The organism is Vibrio sp. SCSIO 43133 (assembly GCF_023716845.1).
Taxonomy (GTDB): domain Bacteria; phylum Pseudomonadota; class Gammaproteobacteria; order Enterobacterales; family Vibrionaceae; genus Vibrio; species Vibrio mediterranei.
In genome coordinates this window covers 2,737,656-2,761,110 of record NZ_CP068024.1, presented here as the reverse complement: position 1 = coordinate 2,761,110, position 23,455 = coordinate 2,737,656, and the positions used below count along the sequence as shown (strand labels likewise).

The window sequence follows — 23,455 nt, the reverse complement described above, 5'->3', positions numbered from 1 at the left end:
TACTACCGACTAGTTGTTGCTGTGTAGCTCGCTGTTTAGCTCAACCGCAGTCTTATTGGTTAGACATTCGATTTGACCAGTCACAGAATTGCGACGGAATAGTAGGTCTGGCTTACCTGCAAGGTCACTTGCTTTGACGATTTCTACTTCTTGACCAGAAGCATCAAGCATACGTACTTTAGAACCCGCTGTAACATACAGACCAGACTCAACAGTACAGCGATCACCAAGCGGGAAACCTAGACCAGCATTCGCGCCCAGTAATGAGTTCTCACCGATAGATACCACAACCGTGCCGCCACCTGACAGTGTACCCATGATAGATGCACCACCACCAATATCAGAGCCGTTACCAACGACAACGCCAGCAGAAATTCGGCCTTCAACCATGCTAACGCCTGTCGTGCCTGCGTTAAAGTTGATGAAGCCTTCATGCATAACCGTTGTACCTTCACCAACATGTGCGCCAAGACGTACACGAGAAGTGTCGGCAATACGAACGCCAGTTGGAACCACATAGTCCACCATTTTCGGGAACTTATCGACGCAATCAACCGTTAGTGTTTCGCCCGCAAGGCGAGCCTCGATTTGGCGGTCAGCCAGCTCTGGAAGGTCGATAGCACCTTGGTTAGTCCACGCGATGTTATGAAGCAGACCAAAGATGCCGTCTAACACAGTGCCGTGTGGTTGAACCAAGCGGTTAGAAATCAGTTGTAGCTTCAGGAAGCCTTCTGCAACAGATTGTGGCTTCTCGTCAGTGGCAAGAATAACGATAACTAATGGTTGAGAAGAGTTTGCTGCTTTTTCAGCGAAAGCTGCGTTTTGTGCATCGTCGTTTGAGGCGAATGCTGTCGCTAATGCAGCGCTTTGCTCTGCAGTTACTTCAATCGCTTGGTTACCGTCTGTGTAACCTGCTACTTCAGCAATGGCTGAGACCAGTGCATCACTTGGATTTAGACGTGGATGTGGGAAAAACGCTTCGATGATTTTACCGTCGCGGTTTTTGGTTGCGCTGCCGAAAGCAATTGAATATGCTGCCATGACTCTCGTTCTCCATGTATAGAATTGTCCAAAAGTCGCGCCAAACTGCAGCGACTTGGTGTAATTTGTTGGCAATCATCTTATAGAGTGACAGGATGTGATGAAAGGGCAAAAATGGCAAAAGTCTGTAAAACGATACCCTTTGTCTTTTTAGCGATAGTTTTGTCTAATAAGAAATAGTCGATACTAGAGACAAAAAAACCAGCAGGACCTGATTGGCCGTTGCTGGTTTATTGATGAGAAGGGGAATACTAAGGTAAGCGATTTATGCTGCAGCCTCGCTATCATCCTCTTCCACAGGCTCAACCACTTTTGGTTTCTTTGGTGTCGGTTTGCGTTTAGCACCCAGAGCATAAAGCACTTCTTCTTTACGTTGAGCAAGGAAAAGGGATAGCTCTTCCTGTTTTGCTTCATCTTCAATGAGCTCACTTTCGCCTAGCAGTGAGAATAACTCGTCTGCCATATCCAACATTTTGTCATAAGCGTCAGCTTCAGCTTTAGAGGTAAAAGTCATCTTTTCTTCTCCGTTGCGTTCCACCACGTACTTGACGATTACAGCCATGGTCAATCCTCTAATATGTTAATTTTGAAACGTGTAATACTGTCTGTTTATACAGATGCGAGATCCGCTTGTCCAGTCGGCGGGTCAAAAGTGAGAACTGATTGCCTATTTCCTATTCATGCAAGACTAGGCTTTATCCCACACCTGACAAAAATCGATAAAGTTCTTAAGCAGCGGGCTCTGATATTTCTCTTTATGAACTAATACCCAGAACCGTCGCTTCATATCCAGCGCAACGGGAAGTTGTTTGATACGACCGTCATTAATCGCTGTTTGTGCGGCAAGTTTAGATAAACATGCGAGACCTAATCCCGCCGATACGCAGTTAATGATCGCTTCTGTGGTATTCAGCTCGAATGCTTCGTGCCATACCTCTATTCTTGGTGCAACCGTTCTTAAAAAAAACTCTCTTGTGCCGGAACCCGGTTCTCGCAATATCCAATCGCTGTTTTCAAGCAAGGACAAATCATTCATATCACTAGTTGCTAGTGGGTGATTGACCGAGGAGACGATACACATTTCATCTTCACTAAACTGAGTGCTATTAAGTTCGGGATGCAGCGTTTTACCTTCAACCAAGCCAATATCTAACTCATAATCGATGAGCTTTTGGCAGATCAACGCGGTATTGGAAATAAACAACTGTTGCGCTTTATGTTGGTGTTGCTGGCGAAAATCACTCAATAAAAACGGCGCTAATTGATTACCAACGGTATCACTGGCGCCAATGCGTAGTTGCCCGCGATAACTTTGCTCATCGCTAAATAGAGATTCTATGTCGCGACTTCGACTAAGCAGTTCATCGGCGAGAGGGAGTAACTTCTGACCCTCTTGATTGATCACTAAACGGTTATTTACCCGATCAAAAAGAGCATGGCCGATTTGCTTTTCTAGTTCACTTAACGACATACTCACCGCCGCTTTTGAGAGAAACAGTGTTTCCGACGCAGCAGTGAGAGTTTGATGCTGAGTAACGGCTACGAAGACTTTAAGTTGCTTAAGCGAGATATGTGGGGTCATGTTTAGTTAATCTGAACGTTAGTTGAGTTTTAATAGATATACCTAAACATAAGGCAGAGTTAGAATAAGCGCAACACATTAATTGAGGCAGCTAATAATGATTGCGACCGTGAAAAAAGCACACTACAGAGTTAAAGGCGCACCTACACCAATGGCAGGATTGGCTTTAGGTATCGCGAGTCTTGGCTGGTGTTGGGAAAATACACTGGAACTGCATCATGGCGCACAGTGGATGGGCGCGGCCATCGCGAGTGTATTACTTGTGATTTTGGCTTACAAATTTTTATTTCATAACCACCTATTAAGAGAAGACCTAGCACACCCTGTTGTGGGCAGTGTTGTTCCTACGTTTGCAATGGCCACTATGGTGGTCTCTCACTCAGTTGGTCAGTTTTTACCAAGACTCGGTGATGGTATCTGGCTAGTTGCTGTAGGCTTACATATTGTGTTCCTAGCAAGCTTTGTTTATCACCGTAGTCGTGATTTCGAATTGCACCATATGGTGCCAAGCTGGTTTGTACCACCTGTTGGTATTGTGGTTGCGGATGTGGCGTTCTCTGGTAATCCAAATCTGCAATGGGTCGCAAATGGTGCTTTGTACTTTGGTCTAGGTGTGTACGCAGTGATGCTTCCTACCATGATTTATCGTTTGATTTTCACTCACGAAATTCCAGACGCAGCTAAACCAACATTAGCGATTATGGCAGCGCCTGCGAGTCTCTCACTTGCCGGTTACCTAACCGTGGCAGCAGAGCCTTCACCAGTGATACTTGCACTGCTATTCGGTATTGCAGTACTGATGACGATGATTATCTATTTAGCGTTCATTAAATTGCTTCGTTTACCATTTAGCCCAGGCTATGCAGCATTTACTTTCCCAATGGTTATAGGTGCAACAGCCCTGTACAAATTGGTAGCTTGGATGGGCGCTCACGGAATATCAGAGAGTGCGATTCAGCAAGTTCGAGTGCTAGCCAATATTGAGTTAATTGTGGCAACGATTGTTGTAAGCTACGTAGCGGTACGTTACTTAATGGCTTATCTACCTAAACCTTCACATCAAACAGCGTAGGGCTTCAAGTAAATATTAGAACTGAAGTTAATGTGTTAATCTTGAGTGAGGACAATTAGTTAAAGGCGCGCGGCAACGTGTTCACCGTTTATCACTCAAATCAAATCGATGTATTGAAATCTCTACTGGTGCAATTAATCAAGATTGACCCACTAGATAATCCATTCGAAAAAGAACAGATTCTTGTGCAAAGCCCAGGTATGTCACAATGGCTGAAAATGGCGCTGGCACAAGAATTTGGCATTGCTGCCAATATCGACTTTCCACTTCCCGCGACGTTTATTTGGGATCGATTTGTTCAAGTGTTGGATGAGGTGCCCAAGCGCAGTGCATTCAATAAAGAAGCGATGACATGGAAAATCATGCATCTGTTACCGCTTCATCTCAATGACACAGACTTTGCTCCGCTCGCTCAGTACCTTTCCGATGATGCCGATGCCTCGAAACGCTATCAATTGGCTGAAAAAATCGCCGATATCTATGACGGCTACTTGGTTTATCGACCAGAGTGGATAGCGGCATGGGAAGCGGGGGAACCTGTCGTTGAACTGGAAGATCAGCAGCCTTGGCAACCTAAACTATGGCAGGCGTTGTATGATCATACGGTAGCGTTAGGTCAGTCACCTTACCACCGTGCTAACCTCTATGAACACTTTATTGATGCCTTAACACACAATGTGGATGTGAAATCGCATGGTCTAGATAGGCTGCCCAAGCGCTTATTTGTTTTCGGCATTTCTTCTTTGCCCCCGAGATACTTGGACGCCCTTAAGGCGCTCGGGCAGCATATTGATGTGCATCTGATGTTCACCAACCCTTGTCGTTATTACTGGGGTGAAGTGCGTGACAGAAAATATCTGTCCAAGCTTGCCGCCAATAAGCGCAAGCATTTACAACAAATTGCCGATGTGGCGCATTCTGGCGATATGTCGATGGTGGAGCAGCTTAAAGGCTCCATCGAGCAAAATATCGAAGATGAACTGCATATCTCTGAAGTTGGCAACAGCTTACTGGCATCTATGGGTAAGTTAGGAAGGGATAATCTCTATCTTCTTTCACAGCTGGAGTCGAACGAAATAGAAGCATTTGTTGATGGACAGCGAACTACGCTGTTGGAAAATATCCAAGCGGATATTTTGAACTTAGAAGAACACCAAGATGATCAGCTATTGCTAAGTTCTCAACATAAGCCAACCATTTTGCCTCAAGATCATTCACTATCTTTACACGTTTGCCACAGTCCAATGCGTGAAGTGGAAGTGTTGCATGATAACTTGCTAGCGATGTTTGATCGTAACCCCGATCTCAAGCCGCGTGATGTGATTGTCATGGTAGCCGATATCAACGCCTATAGCCCTGCGATTCAGGCGGTATTTGGTAATGCTTCCGGTGAGCGCTACATTCCATTTTCGATCTCGGACCGAACGGCAGACAAAGAAAGCCCTTTATTGAATGCTTTTAACCTATTATTGCAGTTACCTGAGTTGCGTTGTTCCAGTAGTGAGTTACTTGAATTGCTTGAGGTACCTGCTATTTTGCAGCGATTCAATATCAGTGACAGTGAATTTGCTACATTAAAACTTTGGGTCGAAGAGGCTCAGATACGTTGGGGTTTGGATAACCACACTGCCAGTGAGTTCGACTTACCTGAATTTGAGCAAAACTCATGGATGTTCGGTATTTCTCGAATGTTGGCCGGGTATGCTATTAGTGAACAAGCTGGCTTGTTTGAGTTTGAGCATGGCACCATTGCGCCTTATGAGCAGACTCAAGGTATGCAAGCCGAAAGTGCAGGCAAACTGGCACAGTTTATCGATACCATTACCAAGTATCGTGGATTGCTTGCCAAATCCGCACCAATAGATACATGGCAAACCAACATAAATGCCTTGTTGGATGATTTCTTTGATGTTGATCTAGAAGGTGAAGTGGTTGTAAAAGCGATTCGTGACACGCTTTCTGGTCTCAAAGAACAGCTTCAAGATGCTTGCTATAGCGAACCACTTGCACCTCGCATTGTACGCCAATATTTTATCGATAAGCTATCGGGATCACGAGTCAGTCAGCGCTTCCTTGCTGGGCAAGTCAACTTCTGTACCTTAATGCCAATGCGCTCGATACCATTTAAAGCTGTGTGTTTGCTTGGTATGAATGACGGTGTTTACCCGAGAAGTGTTCCACCTGAAAGTTTTGACTTAATGACAGGTCGCACCAAACCGGGAGATCGATCTCGTCGAGATGATGACCGCTATCTATTTTTGGAAGCCTTATTATCGGCACAGCAACAGCTTTATATTAGCTACGTTGGACGCTCTATTCAGGACAACACTGAGCGAGTACCTTCGGTACTAGTATCAGAGCTGGTGGAATATTGTGAGCAAAACTACTGCTTGCAAGGAGATAGTGAGTTAAGCGTGGATGAGTCTGGAGCCAAACTTCGCAACAGTTTGGTTCAGGAATACGCGATGGTGCCGTTTAGTGCTTCTCATTTTAAGTCCGCACACAGCTATCAAAGTTATGCCTCCGAGTGGCTACCCGCTGCTTTGCAGCAGCTCAGTAATGTGAGGTTTGACGGTTCAGAGCCATTTACGCTTGAGCCTATTGAACGTGCCGTCGGCAGTGTTGTTGAGCTGGAACTTACCGAGTTGCAGCGTTTTTGGCGGTTGCCCGTTCAATATCTATTCAACCGCAGGCTTGAAGTCAGTTTTGATTCACAGCAGTTTACAACCGAAGACGATGAACCCTTTGCGCTTAATGGATTAGAGAGCTTTGTATTGCGAAAAGAGCTACTTGATTTCTTTACTAAATCAGAAGACGGCACTGACTTAATAACGGCATTTAAATCCGAACAGAAGGCGCAAGGCTATCTACCTATCAATCACTTTGGTGATTTGGAATTTGCATCGAACGTGGCGCAAACCGAAGAACTCGCTAAGGCCGTGAGACCGCTGTCGAATAAAGCATTGGACGATACCGAAATAAACCTGCAATTAACCTTGGGTTCGATCACCATTAAAGTACAAGGTTGGGTCACGGGTATTTATGCCTCAGGCTTGCTTAGATACCGCAGTGGGCGTTTGCGTTCTAGTGACTATTTAAGTGCGTGGATTGACCATTTAGCACTGACCCTCGCAGGTCAACCAGCAGCGACCCATATGCTGGCCTACGACAAAAAAGAAGGGGTAGTACATCGTGTCTATCCTCAACTTGATAGTGTTCAAGCGGAACAGTATATGAGGCAATTACTTGAGTTGTTTCTTGGTGGTTTGGATAAACCTCTAGCCTATTTCCCTGAATCGGCATTAGCAGGTATCGAGGCGAACTATAGTCGAGGCAACTGGACTCCGAACGATGAAAAGATGTTGAGTAAAATGGAAGCTCGATTTATCGGTGGTTACATGCAAACGGGAGAGGGCGAGAATCCTTATATTTCTAGAGTCTGGCCTGAATGGAGTGAAGTGCTTGCCAATGATCTCAAGTTAGTCTCGCAGCTCGTGCTAGAAGCCCCAAGAACCCTAAGTATGGATGCTGAAGAGTACTACTCTCATGAATAGGGAAAGTTTCGTGAATTTGGGAAGGCTGCGTGAGCAAGAAAGGGGGCGGCCGCCAGTATTTTTATAGTGTGTAGGGAGATTGCTGTGCGGCCAAGTAGGTCAGAGGGACCAGTTTCTAGGGCGCATAGTAGTGGGAGCAGATAATGAATTCCGTGAATGCGATCGCACCCTGTATAAATGATAGTTTCATCTTATTGATAGAATTAAAGAATTAAGCGTTGGATCACACAGTTGAGTTTAAACACCATGTCACAGAGCCATGAACCAATAGCGTTAGACACCATGCAATTTCCATTGCACGGTGCAAGATTAATAGAAGCGTCAGCGGGTACTGGTAAAACATTTACCATTGCGGGCCTTTATTTGCGCCTACTTCTCGGTCATGGCAGCGATCAAAGTCGTCATAAACAGCCACTAACTGTCGACCAGATTTTAGTCGTAACGTTTACTGAAGCGGCAACGGCTGAGCTTAGAGATCGTATTCGCGCTCGAATTCATCAGGCTCGAATTGCTTTTGCGCGCGGTGACAGTGACGACCCGGTCATTAAACCTCTTCTAAATGACATCACAGATCATCGCTTTGCGGTAGATACTTTGCTTCAGGCAGAACGCCAAATGGACGAAGCGGCGGTGTACACCATCCACGGTTTCTGCCAAAGAATGCTGACACAAAATGCGTTTGAGTCTGGATCTCGATTTAATAATGAATTCATCACCGACGAAAGCCGACTAAAAGCTCAAGTGGTCGCAGATTTTTGGCGTAGTCAGTTTTATCCTCTGGGGTTGGAGCTTGCGAGTGAAGTCCGAAAGCTATGGGCGACGCCAAATGATCTACTCAAAGTCATTGCCAATTACTTGACAGGCCCGGCGCTGTCGCTAACAAATGTCGATGCTTGTAGTGATATTACCCAGCTTCATGCACAGAATTTACAGCGAATCCGAACCCTTAAGTCGGAATGGCTAGCGGTCGCTGACGACATTGTTGGATGTGTGAGTCAATCGGATGTAAACAAACGCAGTTACACTAAAAAGTCACTGCCGACTTGGGTTGAGGCGATTACTGATTGGTCTAAACAAGAAACATTGGACTACTACCTACCAACGCAATTAGAAAAATTCGCTCAAAACGTTCTTACAGAAAAAACGCCTAAAGGCGACGCGCCAACGATGGCGATCTTTACTGAGATTGAAGCCTTCTTAGCACAGCCACCTGAGCTCAAAACCTCGTTGTTGGCATTGGCTATTCAGCATTGTCGTCAGCGACTGGCTCTAGCTAAGGAACAAAAGCAATGGCTCTCATTTGATGATTTGCTGACCCATTTATCAGCGGCTTTGGACAGCGAATCTGGTGACACTCTGGCGGAAAAAATCCGAACACAATTTCCGGTGGCGATGATTGATGAGTTCCAAGATACAGATCCGCTTCAGTATCAGATATTTAGTCATGTGTACTTAAATCACGCCGACTGTGGTTGGTTTATGATTGGTGACCCGAAACAGGCAATCTATGGTTTTCGTGGAGCTGATATCTTTACTTATATACAAGCTCGAAACCAGGTACAAGACCACTATACGTTAGGTACGAATTGGCGTTCCAGCGAGAGCATGGTCACTGGCGTTAATGCACTGTTTAAACAGGCAGATTCGGCTTTTCTTTACGATGATGATATTCCGTTTCATGCTGTCAATGCTAGCCCTAAAGCGAGTAAAATGCAGTGGCAGTTTAACGGTGAACATCAAGCGGCAATGCAGTTTTGGCTCCAAGACGCGGAATCCCCCGTTGCTAAAAGTGAGTATGTACCAACGATGGCAGCCGCTACCGCTCAGCACATCAAACAGGTGTTGACCCAGTCCCAAACCGGTAAAGCAGCGCTGATTAATGGTGACAAAAACGAAGCAATTGAAGCGGGCAATATCGCTGTGTTGGTGAGAACTGGTAGTGAAGGTCAGTTGATTAAACAGGCCTTGGCTGAGCGCGGTATCGCTAGTGTTTATCTTTCCAACCGTGATAGCGTTTTTACCAGCGAAATAGCTGATGACTTACTGCGTTTGATGCTGGCAGTTTGGCATCAAGACGATGAAAGAATGCTAAAAAGTGCGTTAGCCTCCCAGCTATTTGCTCTGCCTGCCGTTCAACTGGACAGCCTCAATAATGATGAAAATCTCTGGGAACAAGTGGTTGCTGAATTTCGTGACTATCGCCAACAGTGGATATCGCGCGGTATTTTACCAATGCTGCGTTCAGTATTGTTTAAGCGAGAAATCTCCAACCGATTGTTGTCTACTGATGGTGGTGAGCGATTACTTACCGACTATCTCCACTTGGGCGAACTGCTGCAAGCAGCAAGACAAGATATGGAGAGCGACAGTGCATTACTACGTTGGTTGGGGCAAGCGATAGAGGATGCCAAGCAAGGATTAGGCTCTAGTGATGAGCATATTCAGCGTTTAGAGTCAGAGCGTAATCTCGTTCAGATTATCACTATTCATAAGTCAAAGGGTTTGGAATACGACTTGGTTTATTTGCCGTTTGTGGTGAGTTATCGAGAAGCGATGGAAGCCAAGTATTATGATGCCGAAAGCCAATCATCGGTACTCGATCTACGTCAATCATCAGCCTCTATGGCACAAGCCGATAAAGAGCGGCTTGCCGAAGATTTGCGCCTCATCTATGTGGCATTAACTCGTGCAGTTTATGGTTGTTTTATCGGGATGGTGCCACTGAGAAATGGCCGCTCAACCAAGGAGCCAACTGGAGTTCATCACAGCGCAATAGGGCATCTAATCCAAAATGGTCAAGAAATGGGAGTGAGCGAGTTAAGTTCTGCGCTCAATCAGCTTGCCAATGCTTCTCAAGCTATCGCTATCACAGAGGTACCAGAACTTGATGAGGAGCGTTATCAAGAGTTGGCGCAACCGACCGAAGAGCTCGTCGCTAAAGCTCAATCAATGGCCATTGATCGTGACTGGCGAATCACCAGTTATTCAGCCCTTGTAAAAAAGAGCCATCATAGCAACGATAGTGAGGTGTTTATTGAAGCATCTGGACTTGATATCGATTCATCCGAAGAGCACGAAGTCGACGTGTTATTGGAACCAGAAAAAACCATTTTTCATTTTCCTAAAGGGGCGCGTCCCGGCACGTTTTTACATACCGTGTTTGAAGAAATCGAATTTACCGAGCCCGCGACATCACTACAAAATAGCGAGGTTATTCGACAGCTTCTCGAGCGAGAGCAATACGATGCAGAATGGTTACCGGTGATTCAGCAACTTGTCGATCAGGTCATGAATACGGCGCTAGATGGTGAAGCGCTGTACTTAAGGGATAAGGACTCTACGCAACGTTTGGTGGAAATGGAATTTCTGTTGCCGATTGAAGTGCTTGATGCGGTGTCATTAAACCGTGTTATACAACGCTACGATGCGTTATCCGCTAAGGCGAACGAACTGGGCTTTTACACCGTTAAAGGCATGCTTAAAGGTTTTATTGACTTAGTGTTCGAACATCAAGGTAAGTACTATGTGCTCGACTGGAAATCTAACCATTTAGGTGATGAAGCAGAGCGTTATCAAAAACATCAACTCGATAACGCTATGGTTGATCATCGCTATGATCTCCAGTACCAAATTTATGCACTAGCGCTGCATCGGTTCTTGAAAACCCGTATCTCTGATTACGATTATGACCAGCATTTTGGCGGCGTGTTTTATCTCTTTTTACGTGGTGTTAGGCCCGACTCTGACTCCGGTATTTTTAGTGCTAGGCCCGACAAAGCCATGATAGAAGCATTAGATGGGCTTATTTCAGGAGAGTCTTTGCAATTGGATGAGACAAATGAGCAAATGGGGTTAGGATTCTGATGGCAATGGTATTAAAAAACTTCTCCGAATGGGTCACGTATCTAGCGGAAAAAAATGTCTTGAGACCGCTGGATTTTCAGTTTGCGAAGTTTATCTCTTCCATTGAGCAACAGCATCGAGATCCGTTGATGTGGTTAGCTGCGGTTACAAGCTACCAATTAGGTCAAGGGCATATTTGCGTCAACCTTGATGCAGATGAGCAAGTCTCTCTGCCGATGCCAAGCTTGATCGGTTTGTACGGTGAAGCTGCTGAGTCGCTAGAGTGCATGGTGAGTCAAGTCGATTGGCAAAAGGTAATGACGGAGGCGTCTACGGTTACCTGTTTGTCTCCAAACGACATTATGACATCGGCGGTCACGCCATTGGTTTGGCAGCAAAATAGATTATATCTACAGCGTTATTACTACTTTGAACAGACGATCGCTACTCGCCTCCATGCCATGGCTGAACCGATTTCCATTGAGAGAGATGCGCTGCAAAGCGTCGCAAAGATGTTAGATCGCCTATTCACGCGTGAGTACCACTATCTTTATTCCGCTTTGTCTGCTCTACCCGCAGAGCAGAATAATCAGGTTATGCGCCAGCAGGTTATCTGCGATTTTCTCGATGTGGTTAAGCCGGAATCTATCGATTGGCAATATGTTGACGATATAGTCACGCAAGCGACAAACGTAAAAGCACTTCAAGGTTTGGATGATGCTATTCCATTATCTCTGTGTTTAAACTGGCAAAAAGTGGCAGCCGCAGTTGCGCTTACACGTCGCTTCGCTGTGATATCAGGCGGACCTGGTACTGGCAAAACTACGACGGTAACTAAGTTGTTAGCTGCGATGGTACATCAGGCGAATCAAGCCGGTGAATCACCTTCAATTAAGCTGGTGGCGCCAACGGGGAAGGCGGCAGCTCGTTTGACGGAATCCATAGGTAAAGCGGTAGACTCGTTAACTGTGGAGCCAGAAATTAAGCAGCAAATTCCAACGGAGTCGAGCACGCTACATCGCTTACTCGGTGCAATCCCCGGTCGCGTTGAGTTTCGACATAACAACGCTAACCCATTGCATTTAGATGTGTTGGTTCTCGATGAAGCGTCTATGGTGGATCTGCCGATGATGCATCGTCTATTGGATGCGTTACCGGCGCATGCTCGACTTATTCTTCTTGGAGACAAAGACCAGCTAGCCTCAGTGGAAGCCGGAGCAGTGTTGTCGGACATTTGTGACTTTGCTCAGTTTGGTTACAGCAGTCAGCAAAATGATTTGATTCAAGCGTTAACACAGTTTGATTGCCGATTAGCTGGCAAAGTGGAATCCTCAAAATCCGCCTCTGCATTGGTTGATAGTTTGTGCGTGCTACAAAAAAGTTATCGTTTTGATGCAAGGTCTGGCATCGGTCAACTGGCTAAGCAAGTTAACTCGGCAAATAGCTACGGTTTTGATCAGGTCTGGAACAAAACATTTGATGATATTGAATGGCTAGCCTTAAGTGCGGATAGCTATCAACAGTTAGTTGATAAGCTAGTACGTACTTACAAAGATTACCTGACGCTATTGGTGCGCGCCAATCCGCAAGGAGAAGAACTGCAAAGTGCTGAAACGTTGTCACATTGGCAGCAGCGTTTGTCGAGAGAGGTGCTCTCCAGTTTTGCCCAAAGCCGGTTGTTGTGTGCGGTTCGTGAAGGCGATTTTGGAGTTTCAGGGCTTAATCAGCGAATCGAAAAACGTCTAAAGCAACGCGGGCTAATTTCTCGCGGTGACGAGGCGTGGTATATCGGCCGTCCTGTGATGGTGACGAGAAATGATCATGGTCTTGGCTTATTTAACGGTGATATAGGCATTTGTATGTGGGACCATTGCGCTGAGACACCAAGGCTGAAAGTATTTTTTGAATTGCCTGATGGTAGTATTAAGTCTGTGCTGCCGAGCCGTATGCCTGAGCATGAGACAGCTTATGCGATGACGATTCATAAGTCTCAAGGCAGTGAGTTTTCTCATACGTTTATGATTTTACCAGCCGACTTCTCGCCCTTGTTGACTAAAGAGCTTATCTATACTGGCATTACCCGAGCGAAAAAACAGTTCACTTTGGTGGCTGATCAACGAGTCGTGAATCGAGGTATTCGCCATAAAACTTTACGACATAGTGGTTTAGCGAAGCGGTTAGCGAACTAAAGCGTGAGAATAGAATGAGGGGATACAGTGAGTGGTTTTCCACCATCCATGGCGGTAGATGCCCAAAGCCTTTAGTTAAAGACTTCTGAATACGTGATTTGGTTGATTCGATACTGTTGTTGGTAAATCTTCATTAGAGATTTTACCTTGTCAGTTACCGGAAACACGCAATGGACATTGTGTCCTTCTAAGAACTGGTTTTCAGCCATATCCCAGAAGCTCTGAATGGAATTGCAAATAACTGTACGCATAGATGTCACTCTTAAAGTTGTCGTGGCACACCTAGCTATCCTTGCATTCCCCAAAAAGCGCTATGTATTTGGGAGTCCCATCACAAAAATGCCTGTGATTTGAGCGAATTTTAGACAGTAATCTTTGAGAAGTAAAATAATTTGTGAATTTTATTGATAGCAATCGATTTCATAAAATCGACGGCTATCGAGCTATTATTAAACTGCTACAGACAATATCTTTGATTTGCGCTGTAGGTTGTACAAATCTTGTTTTGCCATTGGCAAGGACTCTACACCGATCTCTAAGAATCCTTGTTCTCTAAACCAGTGCAAGCTATGAGTGGTTAGCACAAAAATCTGCTCTATCCCTTTCATCTTTGATTGTTGTTTCATGTGATTGAGTAATAACACGCCGCGGTTGCCATCACGATAATCGGGATGAATAGCGACACAGGCCATTTCCGCCATCTTTTCATGTAGATATGGATAAAGTGCCGCACAGCCAATGATCAACCCATCTTTTTCTATGATGGTAAACTGATGGATTTCCTGCTCAAGTTGCTCGCGCGAACGACGAACTAAAATACCTTTTTCTTCAAGCGGGCGAATCAAATCAAAAATACCGCCAATATCATCAATATCTGCCTGTCGAACTTGTTCGGCACTGGCCATGACTATCTGCGTTCCGATACCGTCAAGAGAGAATAGCTCTTGTATCAATGCGCCATCAATTTTATAGCTGATAAGGTGACAACGAGGAACGCCCGCGCGACAAGCCGACTGAGCGCCACGTAAAAAACGTAGCGTACCGCTGCTTTCACCCTCGTTAACGCGTTCTTTATCCTCGAACTGCTCGATAAGTTGATTGACCTCGGCAGGGAATAGTTCTGCAATAGCATTTCCATTTTCATCCAACACGCCTTGCTCAGAACAAAAACCAATTAATTTATCGGCATTTAATTTTATTGCGACTTGGGTCGCCACTTCTTCTGAGAGAAGGTTAAAAGTTTCGCCTGTGACAGAGCCGGCAACTGGGCCAAGAAGTACAATAGAACCTTGATCGAGTACTTGGTTGATTCCTTGGATATCGATACGACGGACTCGCCCACTGTGACAGTAGTCGATGCCATTATCGACTCCAAGAGGTTGCGCGATAACGAAGTTGCCACTGATGACGTTAAGTTGATTGCCTGCCATAGGAGTATTATTAAGGCTCATAGACAGGCGAGCGGTGATGTCGAGTTGCAATCTTCCCGTCGCTTGCATCACGTAATCGAGACATTTTTCCGTCGTGACACGTGTTCCCTTGTGGTAAGGACAATGGCAATCATTTTGCTCCAGTAATTGGTTTATCTGTGGTCTCGCGCCGTGGACGAGAACCAGTTTGACACCGAGGCTGTGCAGTAAGGCAATGTCGCTGACGATATTGGTGAAGTTTTTATCGGAAAACGCTTCGCCACCTAACATAATGACCATGGTCTTGTTACGGTGTGCATTAACATAAGGTGTGGACTGCCTAAATCCTTTAACTAAGGCGGTACTACGAATCTTCACGCGGCTTACTCTTGGTTTATTTATGTTGAAATAATGACTTTTTATTCAGTGTTGCGCAAGGTTTAATTTGCGCAGTTTAGGTGATGAGTTGCATGATTGGATTTGCAGTGACAATATGTCGCTGTCGATAAATGGTAAGGCTTGGTATGAGTAGCGGTAAGCAAAGCGGTGCAGTCGGAATCAAAGCAGTACCGGCAGCTAGACTAAAACCCAATAAGTGGTTGGAACGAACCTTAATCGTGCTGGCGTTAGTCGGTAGCTTAGCAGTATTAGGATTATATCAAGACTTGTATGACCGTTATCAATCTCATGCGAATCCAAAACAGGCCGTGTACGGTGTTTGGTACGAAAGAGATGCGGCTCCTTTTGCTAGAGATTCCTTCGAGCTTACTCCTGATAAAGTGGTTATCGATAACCGAGTAGTTGCGACAGACTTTGAGCTTACTCGTGATGAATTGTCATTCTATGTTGGTCCTACCTTGTATCGTTATCACATTCTTAATGAAGCTAAAACGGAATTGAGGCAATTATCACCGACTCATTACAATCCCATCTTTGTTTTGTCAGGAAAACACAAAAACAACCTACTATAACGTTCGGTTTTATTGCGCTTTTTTAAAGAGTTTGCCATCCTGAATGCACCACAAATAAGGGATGACTAACTTGATCAAACGTATTCTGCCTCTCGCCTCTGTATTGCTCGTATTTGGCTGCGCACAAACTGACCGCGCTCAGCAATATCAAGATGGCGAATTTACCAAACTGCTTAACAAGACCGAAGTTATCGAGTCGAACCAACCTAGAAACTTCAACTCTTTTGCAAGTCAGGCAGATGAAGTGATTAAGAAGTCGCCGTCGATGGCTAAAATCTATCAGCCTTTGTATGAGCAACTAGAGGCGTGGGCGATCCAAAGTGGCGATCCAGCGCAACTGGCAAATTTTGGTGTGCAAGCGGCCCAATTAGGTGGCGGCGATAACAAAGGTAATGTGTTATTTACAGGCTATTTTTCGCCAGTGATGGAACTGCGTCACAAGCCAGATGAAACCTTCCGCTATCCGGTCTATGCCTTACCAGATTGTTCGCAAGACTGCCCAACTCGAGCTGAAATCTACGGTGGTGCGCTTAATGGTCAAGGTTTAGAACTTGGCTATGCAAGCAACTTGATTGATCCATTCATTATGGAAGTGCAGGGTAGTGGCTTTGTTCATTTTGAAGATGATGACACGCTCGAATATTTCGCCTACGCCGGCAAAAACAACAAGGCATACGTGAGTATCGGACGTGTGCTTATTGAACGCGGTGAAGTACCAAAAGAAAAGATGTCGCTTAAAGCCATCAAAGATTGGGTGATGCAGCAAGATGAGCAGAGCGTGCAAGAGCTACTAGAGCAAAATACCTCGTATGTGTTCTTCCAGCCTCAAGATGCCGCACCGGTGACGGGTACGGCTGGCATTCCATTATTGCCAATGGCGTCGGTAGCGGGTGATCGCTCAGCATTTCCAATGGGAACACCAATCCTCGCAGAAGTACCGCTGTTGAATGCGGATGGTACGTGGAGCGGTGCCCATGAATTACGTCTATTGATTGTGCTTGATACCGGTGGGGCGGTAAAAGGAAACCACTTCGACCTATATCATGGGATGGGTGATTTTGCAGGTACACAGGCTGGTCACTATAAGCACTTTGGTCGAGTTTGGAAGCTTGGCCTAGAAAACTCGGCGACAGAGAGTCCATGGGCATTGCCACCTGAGAAAAAGTAACATTGAGAAAATAGTACGAGCGTGTTTCGTACATAGTTGACCTTTTTACTAAGAGTGCGTATAAATCGCACTCTTTCTTTTTTCTCCGAGACAAGTTAGGTAACCCATGCGAGAACTTAACCAACCAGCTTCTGATAGCTACAATCAAAGATTTGGCGGCACGCGCAGACTATACGGCAACAGTGAGGTCGAGATCTTACGTGCGGCGCATATTTGTGTGGTAGGAATTGGTGGTGTGGGTTCATGGGCGGTTGAAGCGCTTGCAAGAACTGGCGTGGGTGAGCTGACTCTTATCGATATGGATGACGTTTGTGTGACCAACATTAATCGCCAAATCCATGCGATGTCAGGTACTGTTGGTCAGAGCAAAATTGAAGTTATGGCTGAGCGGGTAAAATTGATTAACCCCGAATGCAAAGTTAATTTGATTGATGACTTTATTACAGCAGACAATGTCTCGGAATACATCAGTAAAGACTTTGACTATGTACTGGATGCCATTGACAGCATTAAACCTAAGGCAGCGCTATTGGCCTACTGTCGTAGCAACAAAATCAAAGTTGTGACCACTGGTGGAGCTGGTGGACAGACCGAACCAACACAAATTATGGTGGCGGATCTGACAAAAACGATTCAAGACCCGTTAGCTAAGAAACTCAAAGACACTTTGCGTCGTCATCACAACTTCAGTAAGAACCCTGCACGTAAGTTTGGCATTGACTGCGTATTTTCTACGGAGCAGCTTAAATACCCTCAAGCTGATGGTTCTGTCTGTGGAGTGAAGTCCACGGCGGAAGGGCCAAAACGTATGGATTGTGCAAGTGGTTTTGGCGCGGCTACGGTAGTGACAGCGACATTTGGCTTTGTTGCGGTGTCTCGTATCGTTGAGAAGCTTATTCAGAAATACGCGCAGAAATAGAGGCAGCTTATGTCATCAGATAACAACAACCCATTTGGATTGGAAATCAACGCACAAGATGTTGTTGACGCCATGGCTCAATTGAAAGGTTGGGAAGACCGCTATCGACAGGTTATTCAGTGGGGTAAGAAGTTGCCAGTATTGGATGAATCTCTCAAGCAGGAGCAGGTTCTAGTTGCTGGCTGCGAAAGCTCAGTATGGTTAGTACTGACACAGCAAGAAGGCAAATGGCAGATTCAGGCAGATTCTGATGCGCGAATCGTTCGTGGCTTGATCGCTATCGTTTTGGCAGCTTTCAATGGTAAAACATCGGAGCAAATATTGGCGTTCGACTTGGATGAGTATTTCGCACAGTTAAACCTCATCAATCATCTTAGTCCGTCTCGCGGTAATGGCTTGAAAGCCATTGTTGACGTCATTAAGTCTAAAGCGTCAGAGTAATTGATTATAAATAAGGTCGACTCACATTCGTTAGTCGACCTTATTATTGAAGCTATGTTATTGAAGCTTAGGGCGTAATCGCTACAGCATATCCACCGCTTTGGTTAGTGCGGTAAGAAATCTCTCTACATCTTCTTTTGTGTTGTAAATAGCAAAAGATGCTCGAACTGTTCCCTTCACACCAAGCGCATCCATTAATGGGTGAGCACAGTGATGACCAGCTCTTAATGCAATGTTCTGTTGATCTAACAGCGTGGCGATATCTTGATGATGAACGCCATCCATCACAAAAGTGATGACGCTTGCACCAGGTTGGTAACCAATGATGCGAATATTCTCTAAAGCGCTCAAACCCTGAAAAGCTTGGTGTTGTAGGTCACTGATGTGACTCTCCAGTAGTTGGCGGTCATAGCTTGATAGCCAGTCTATGGCACAAGCTAGTGCTAAGGCTCCTGCCACATTCGGAGTCCCAGCTTCAAACTTTCCGGGTAGTTGACTAAATGTGGTGCCTTCAAAGGACACTTTTTCCACCATCTTGCCACCACCATGCCAAGGCGGCATAGCTTCCAGTAGGGCTAGCTTGCCATACAGCACCCCAATACCAGCTGGTGCATACAGTTTATGTCCTGAAAAGACGTAGAAATCAGCATCCAACGCTTGTACATCCGTTTGCTGATGAACAATACCTTGCGCACCGTCGACGATGATAATGGCATCGGTGTTAGCTCGGGTTAGCGTTACAATCTTATCCAACGGTAGAGCAGTTCCGGTAACATTGGTGACTTGCGTAGTGGCGACAATTTTCGTTCTCGGGCTGAGTAGCGCCTCAAACGCATTAAGATCAAAGTGACATTCTGGTGTTATTGGAATCTTAATAACCTTCGCGCCAGTTTGCTCAGCAACGATTTGCCATGGGACAATATTTGCATGATGTTCCATCTCAGAAACCAGAATCTCGTCCCCTGGTTGTAGGGTGCTTCGAGCGTAAGTCTGTGCGATAAGATTGAGTGCTTCGGTTGCCCCTCGTGTCCAGATGATCTCTTTACTGGAAGCCGCATTAATAAAGCGTGCCACGGTTTCTCTCGCTGCTTCAAAGCGCTCGGTTGCAACTGCGGTGAGTGAATGTGAACCACGATGGACGTTGGCGTTTTGGTTACCATAATACTGAGTGATACAGTCGATTACAGCTTGCGGTTTTTGTGTCGTTGCCGCACTGTCCAGATAAACCAAATCGCCATCAATAGCTGGGAACTGGGCCCGAATGTTGAGTAACTCACTCATCGTATTTACCCATTTTATGGTAGTGAAGAGTCGGGTTAGTGATCATTGGCTCAGCCACTTGCCAGGCTTTTTCTTTACCACACAAGGCGATGATAATTTCAATCGCAAATTCGAGGGCGGTCCCAGGGCCTTGGCTCGTGATAAGGTTGTGGTTGATATCAATTGTTACTCGTTTGCTGCGCCAGCGGTTTTCTGGGATATGTGATTGAAAACTTGGGTGGCCTGTCATCAGCGCATTTGGGTAAAGCTGATGATGTTGCAGCACCAATGCAGGAGCTGCGCAGATAGCACCAACCAGTTTACCGTCGTATTGGTGTTGGCGAACCATTTCGACTAATAATGTGCTGTCTCGAAATGTTTCGGCACCGCCTACACCGCCTGGTAAGGCGATAACATCGAACTCTTCATCGGCGACATCGACCAGCCTGCAATCCGCAGTCAGGGTGACACCGCGTGACGCTTTCATAGTCAGTGCTCCATCAAATGCCGCGCTAGCGACGGTCACGTTGAAACCTGCACGCACCATAATGTCGATGATGGTAATCGCTTCCATCTCTTCGGTGCCTGGCGCTATGGGAACAAGGATTTTCTTAGTCATGTTGATTCCAACTTGATTCGATCTGTTTAATTTGATGATACAGGGCTAGGTTGGTGGGAACAGCAATACCGTATCGCTTTGAAATAGAGACCACATAGCCGGTAATATAATCAATTTCGCTTTGTCTTTTATTATAAATGTCTTGATGCATGGATGAGTAGTTTTGCGCAGTGGCATGGATGACTTTGTAGACGGTATCCAACATCTCTTCTGCTTTAAGAGCCACTCCCACTTTGTTTGCACACTCAGTTGCTTCGCGCACTACCATGGCGATCTGTTGCTGATAATCTTTATGAGCCAGTCCACCATTTTGACAGTTGTTGATAGCTGTTAATGGGTTTATGGCACAGTTAATAACAAGTTTGCTCCATAGTGCCGTTTGAATTTCAGAATTCCAAACTACAGGTTTGAAAGCATGGTCGAGAACGTCGGCGATAAAGGAACAACGTGAGCCTTTGTCATTCCAGGCCCCTATAAAGGTCTGGCCTAGGCCGGTATGGCGTACTTGTGAGCTTGATAGTTTAAGCGCGCCGTGAGTAGAAGTACCAAGTAACACTGGGTGGTGATTAATGGCGGTTTCTAAGTGCTCAACGGTGCCCATACCATTGTGAAGAAAGAGCAAGATGGTATCGCTATTTAAATGTTTAAGTAATGGCATTAAAGCCAATTCCACTTGCCATGCTTTCAATGTAACGATAACAAGATCACTCGCTTTAAGTGAGGTGACATCGCAATTGGGGAAGTGGATAGCACTACCACCATCTAGCTCGATGGCTACGGTATCTTGAGGTGATCGGCCCCAAACCGAAACTCGATGCCCTGCCTGATGAAGCTTATAAGCGTATAAAGAGCCAATAGCGCCGGGGCCCAAAATAGTAATATTCACAATAGTTATGTAATCGTGGAAAGAGAGGATAGAAGAATAGCAAATTTAGCTGTGGTTTTCGAAAGCTATGTTGGCGATTTGGTGATACAAAAAATGGCGCCGCAGCGCCATTTTATCTAACTTCGAAGAATTAGAAGTTGTATTGCAGACGGTAGATGATTGCATCACCGTAGTGCTGTTCGTAGTTTGTTGAACCCCAAACACCAAGTTTGTTTTGGAAGTAACGATACTGAATTGCTGCTGTTAGGTGCTCTGTTGCGTGCCAGTTAAACAATAATGCACCGTTAAGGCCTGTCTTACCGCCTTGAGCTTTAGCGTATTCATCGTTGCGGTCAAATTCGATTTCGTTCCAGTTAACGAACGAGAAGTTTTGACCGAATGCTTCGAAACCATAGCGTGCAGTCCAACCTGCCATGTAGCCGTTGCGACCGTTGATGTTTTGGCTCATGCCATCAGATTCTTTATTAAAAGAGTCCCAAGAAGTGATGTCATGAACACCAATCCATGGTTTGAAGAACCAGTTATCACCTTGTAGAGCCGTATAACCAAGACCCAGAACGCGGTTGGTTTCACTTTGAGCTGGGTTATCGTGGTGGTAAACCTGACCGTAAAGCGATACGCCAGTATCACCTAGGTAAACGTGCGCAGTACCTTTGAATGAGTTCTTTTGCTCTGATGCACTTTTCTCAACACTTTCGCGATCGTAGAAGCCGTAGATTTCGCCCCAAGTGAAGCCAGCGCCACCTTCAATACCTAGTACAAATTGGTTACGTTGGTCACCCACTGCACCGTTATCGATTTTGTTAGGACCGTGATCCCAGCTCTGATGATCAAGATAAACGCCACCAAAACCGTATAGATATTCTGCTGAAGCTGGTACAGAAGCTACCGCTGCAACAACGCCAAGAGCTAAAAGTGATTTACGCATAGTGTTAACTACTCTTTAAGTTGTACTGAAATTAGCCGCGAATCCATGCGAACTCATCCGATGGGTGGGCATGATAGCGATTTATATCTCAAAGTAAATGTGCAACGTCGCAAACGTTTACTAAAGTTTGTGAGTGGTATCACAAATACTAACGGTGAATGGGAACTTTTATAAATAGCCTACAATTTAATCAATGTTGTCGATCTGTGTGATAACAAAATCTCGATAGTTGTTAACATATGTTGTTTCTGATCGTATTTAGCGAGTTAGCGTACAAAGGGTATATAAAATTAAAAGGAACTATGATGACGCAGATAAAGTTGTTTCCATTGCGCTCCGTGGTGCTACCCGAGGGAAAAATGAGGCTCAGGATCTTTGAACCTCGTTATAAGCGCATGGTAACGGAGTGTCTTAAAAACGAAACAGGGTTTGGCGTCTGTTTGATCAGTGCATCTGCAGGAGCTATCCCTAGTAACGTTTCATCTATAGGCACCTACGTCAGCATTGTAGATTTCGAAAGCCTTGAAGATGGAATGCTTGGCGTTACCGTTTCTGGGATACGCAAGTTTCAAATCCACCATGTTGAATCTGAAGAAGACGGTTTGCGTCAAGCTCAGGTCAGTTGGATAGAAAGTTGGCCTCCAACCGATTTAAGTGATGAAGACCAATTTCTTGGTGAGAGGCTCCAACATGTCTACGAAAAGTTTCCTCAAATTGGCGATCTGTACCTTCACCGCTTTTTTGATGATGCGACATGGGTAAGCCAGAGGTGGCTGGAAGTATTACCACTCGAATGTCATCATTTTGAACATCTTGTAACACAGCAGGATTGCTCAGCTACTCTGTCATTTTTGGGAGAAGCGTTTCGCAGCGACGATGTTGATAATGCAACTCGACACTAAATATTTGTGCAATCGTAGTGATCATTGTTGTAAATTTGTCGTAAGTATTTAGGTAGAAAGACGGATCATCTGGAACTCTAGGGATACAAGGCATGACATTAGACAGTCCCCAAGCCCTTAGTAAGCAAGAATGGGCAGAATGTATGGAACGGGTCAAGCAAAGGGACAAAAGCGCCTTCGCTAACCTGTTTAACTATTTCACTCCTAGGTTGAAGCAATTCACCTTTAAGCACATGGGTAATGAGCAAGTGGCCATTGAAATGGTCCAAGAAACCATGGCGACAGTATGGCAAAAAGCTCACTTATTTGACGGCTCGAAAAGTTCGTTGTCGACTTGGATTTATACGATTGCGCGTAACTTATGCTTCGACATGCTCCGCAAGCAAAAAGGTAAAGAGCTTCACGTCCACGCCGATGATATTTGGCCTACAGATTATTGCCCACCTGACTTTGTAGAACACTATTCTCCGGAAACTGATCGTTTGAAAGAGCAAATAATTAAGTTTTTGGATGAGTTGCCAAAGGCTCAGAGGGAAGTAGTGCAAGCAGTCTATTTGGAAGAGCTACCGCACCAACAAGTCGCTGAGATGTTCAATATTCCGCTGGGAACCGTTAAATCGAGGTTGAGGTTAGCAGTGGAGAAACTTCGACATTCAATGGAGGCAAATTGA

At 45.3% G+C, this 23,455-nt stretch carries 19 protein-coding genes; 10 read left to right on the top strand and 9 right to left on the bottom strand.

Annotated elements, in window-relative coordinates; all coding sequences use genetic code 11:
• Positions 1-9: 9 nt before the first annotated feature.
• The 3 genes from dapD to JKJ11_RS12975 all read right to left on the bottom strand — a co-directional run bounded on the left by dapD (position 10) and on the right by JKJ11_RS12975 (position 2,623).
• Positions 10-1,041: a 2,3,4,5-tetrahydropyridine-2,6-dicarboxylate N-succinyltransferase gene (dapD, locus tag JKJ11_RS12985; RefSeq protein ID WP_252038302.1), complete on the bottom strand. Its 1,032-nt coding sequence runs from the start codon at positions 1,039-1,041 to the stop codon at positions 10-12.
• Between the two features lie 265 nt (positions 1,042-1,306).
• Positions 1,307-1,603 (bottom strand): YebG family protein, encoded by a 297-nt coding sequence (locus JKJ11_RS12980; RefSeq protein ID WP_006071091.1) that lies wholly within the window; start codon positions 1,601-1,603, stop codon positions 1,307-1,309.
• Positions 1,604-1,729: 126 nt separating this feature from the next.
• Entirely contained in the window at positions 1,730-2,623 is an 894-nt protein-coding gene (locus JKJ11_RS12975; protein ID WP_006071093.1) for a LysR family transcriptional regulator, read from the bottom strand.
• A gap of 97 nt (positions 2,624-2,720) precedes the next feature.
• Here JKJ11_RS12975 and JKJ11_RS12970 point away from each other — a divergent pair, with 97 nt between their 5' ends.
• The 4 genes from JKJ11_RS12970 (at position 2,721) to recD (ending at position 13,281) form a co-directional block, all read left to right on the top strand.
• Positions 2,721-3,695 (top strand): TDT family transporter, encoded by a 975-nt coding sequence (locus JKJ11_RS12970; protein ID WP_252038301.1) that lies wholly within the window; start codon positions 2,721-2,723, stop codon positions 3,693-3,695.
• Positions 3,696-3,772: 77 nt separating this feature from the next.
• Positions 3,773-7,249 (top strand): exodeoxyribonuclease V subunit gamma, encoded by a 3,477-nt coding sequence (gene recC, locus JKJ11_RS12965; RefSeq protein WP_252038300.1) that lies wholly within the window; start codon positions 3,773-3,775, stop codon positions 7,247-7,249.
• Positions 7,250-7,495: 246 nt separating this feature from the next.
• Positions 7,496-11,113, top strand: a complete 3,618-nt coding sequence (gene recB / locus JKJ11_RS12960) for an exodeoxyribonuclease V subunit beta (RefSeq protein WP_252039118.1) — start codon at positions 7,496-7,498, stop codon at positions 11,111-11,113.
• A complete protein-coding gene (recD, locus tag JKJ11_RS12955) occupies positions 11,113-13,281 on the top strand; it encodes an exodeoxyribonuclease V subunit alpha (RefSeq protein WP_252038299.1) in 2,169 nt (722 codons plus the stop codon). Before recB ends, recD begins: the two co-directional genes overlap by 1 nt.
• Before the next feature lie 71 nt (positions 13,282-13,352).
• Here the strand turns inward: recD and JKJ11_RS12950 are convergent, their stop codons facing one another.
• Both JKJ11_RS12950 and argA read right to left on the bottom strand, forming a co-directional pair.
• Positions 13,353-13,532: a hypothetical protein gene (locus JKJ11_RS12950; protein ID WP_006071100.1), complete on the bottom strand. Its 180-nt coding sequence runs from the start codon at positions 13,530-13,532 to the stop codon at positions 13,353-13,355.
• 198 nt (positions 13,533-13,730) lie between these two features.
• Positions 13,731-15,068, bottom strand: coding sequence for an amino-acid N-acetyltransferase (gene argA, locus JKJ11_RS12945; protein ID WP_038222242.1), 1,338 nt, complete (start codon positions 15,066-15,068; stop codon positions 13,731-13,733).
• A gap of 146 nt (positions 15,069-15,214) precedes the next feature.
• Between argA and JKJ11_RS12940 the strand changes: the two genes are divergently transcribed.
• From JKJ11_RS12940 to csdE, 4 genes are all read left to right on the top strand, one after another.
• A complete protein-coding gene (locus JKJ11_RS12940) occupies positions 15,215-15,661 on the top strand; it encodes a DUF2850 domain-containing protein (protein ID WP_006071103.1) in 447 nt (148 codons plus the stop codon).
• A gap of 70 nt (positions 15,662-15,731) precedes the next feature.
• Positions 15,732-16,829 carry a murein transglycosylase A gene (gene mltA, locus JKJ11_RS12935; RefSeq protein ID WP_252038298.1) on the top strand — a complete coding sequence of 366 codons (1,098 nt, stop codon included), beginning with the start codon at positions 15,732-15,734 and terminating at the stop codon, positions 16,827-16,829.
• 106 nt (positions 16,830-16,935) lie between these two features.
• Complete coding sequence (tcdA, locus tag JKJ11_RS12930) at positions 16,936-17,748, top strand: tRNA cyclic N6-threonylcarbamoyladenosine(37) synthase TcdA (protein WP_252038297.1); 813 nt, start codon at positions 16,936-16,938, stop codon at positions 17,746-17,748.
• 9 nt (positions 17,749-17,757) lie between these two features.
• Positions 17,758-18,189: a cysteine desulfurase sulfur acceptor subunit CsdE gene (csdE, locus tag JKJ11_RS12925; RefSeq protein WP_252038296.1), complete on the top strand. Its 432-nt coding sequence runs from the start codon at positions 17,758-17,760 to the stop codon at positions 18,187-18,189.
• A gap of 81 nt (positions 18,190-18,270) precedes the next feature.
• On the opposite strand, the gene csdA is transcribed toward csdE, so the two are convergent.
• The 4 genes from csdA to JKJ11_RS12905 all read right to left on the bottom strand — a co-directional run bounded on the left by csdA (position 18,271) and on the right by JKJ11_RS12905 (position 21,882).
• Positions 18,271-19,470, bottom strand: a complete 1,200-nt coding sequence (gene csdA / locus JKJ11_RS12920; protein ID WP_252038295.1) for a cysteine desulfurase CsdA — start codon at positions 19,468-19,470, stop codon at positions 18,271-18,273.
• Complete coding sequence (locus JKJ11_RS12915; protein ID WP_006071112.1) at positions 19,463-20,068, bottom strand: DJ-1 family glyoxalase III; 606 nt, start codon at positions 20,066-20,068, stop codon at positions 19,463-19,465. Before JKJ11_RS12915 ends, csdA begins: the two co-directional genes overlap by 8 nt.
• Positions 20,061-20,954: a 2-dehydropantoate 2-reductase gene (gene panE, locus JKJ11_RS12910; protein WP_252038294.1), complete on the bottom strand. Its 894-nt coding sequence runs from the start codon at positions 20,952-20,954 to the stop codon at positions 20,061-20,063. Before panE ends, JKJ11_RS12915 begins: the two co-directional genes overlap by 8 nt.
• A 130-nt stretch (positions 20,955-21,084) precedes the next feature.
• Positions 21,085-21,882, bottom strand: coding sequence for an outer membrane protein OmpK (locus tag JKJ11_RS12905; RefSeq protein ID WP_124940150.1), 798 nt, complete (start codon positions 21,880-21,882; stop codon positions 21,085-21,087).
• A 305-nt stretch (positions 21,883-22,187) separates the two neighbouring features.
• Between JKJ11_RS12905 and JKJ11_RS12900 the strand changes: the two genes are divergently transcribed.
• Together JKJ11_RS12900 and JKJ11_RS12895 are read left to right on the top strand one after the other, a co-directional pair.
• Positions 22,188-22,784 carry an LON peptidase substrate-binding domain-containing protein gene (locus JKJ11_RS12900; protein ID WP_124941184.1) on the top strand — a complete coding sequence of 199 codons (597 nt, stop codon included), beginning with the start codon at positions 22,188-22,190 and terminating at the stop codon, positions 22,782-22,784.
• A 92-nt stretch (positions 22,785-22,876) separates the two neighbouring features.
• Positions 22,877-23,455: an RNA polymerase sigma factor gene (locus JKJ11_RS12895; RefSeq protein WP_006075194.1), complete on the top strand. Its 579-nt coding sequence runs from the start codon at positions 22,877-22,879 to the stop codon at positions 23,453-23,455.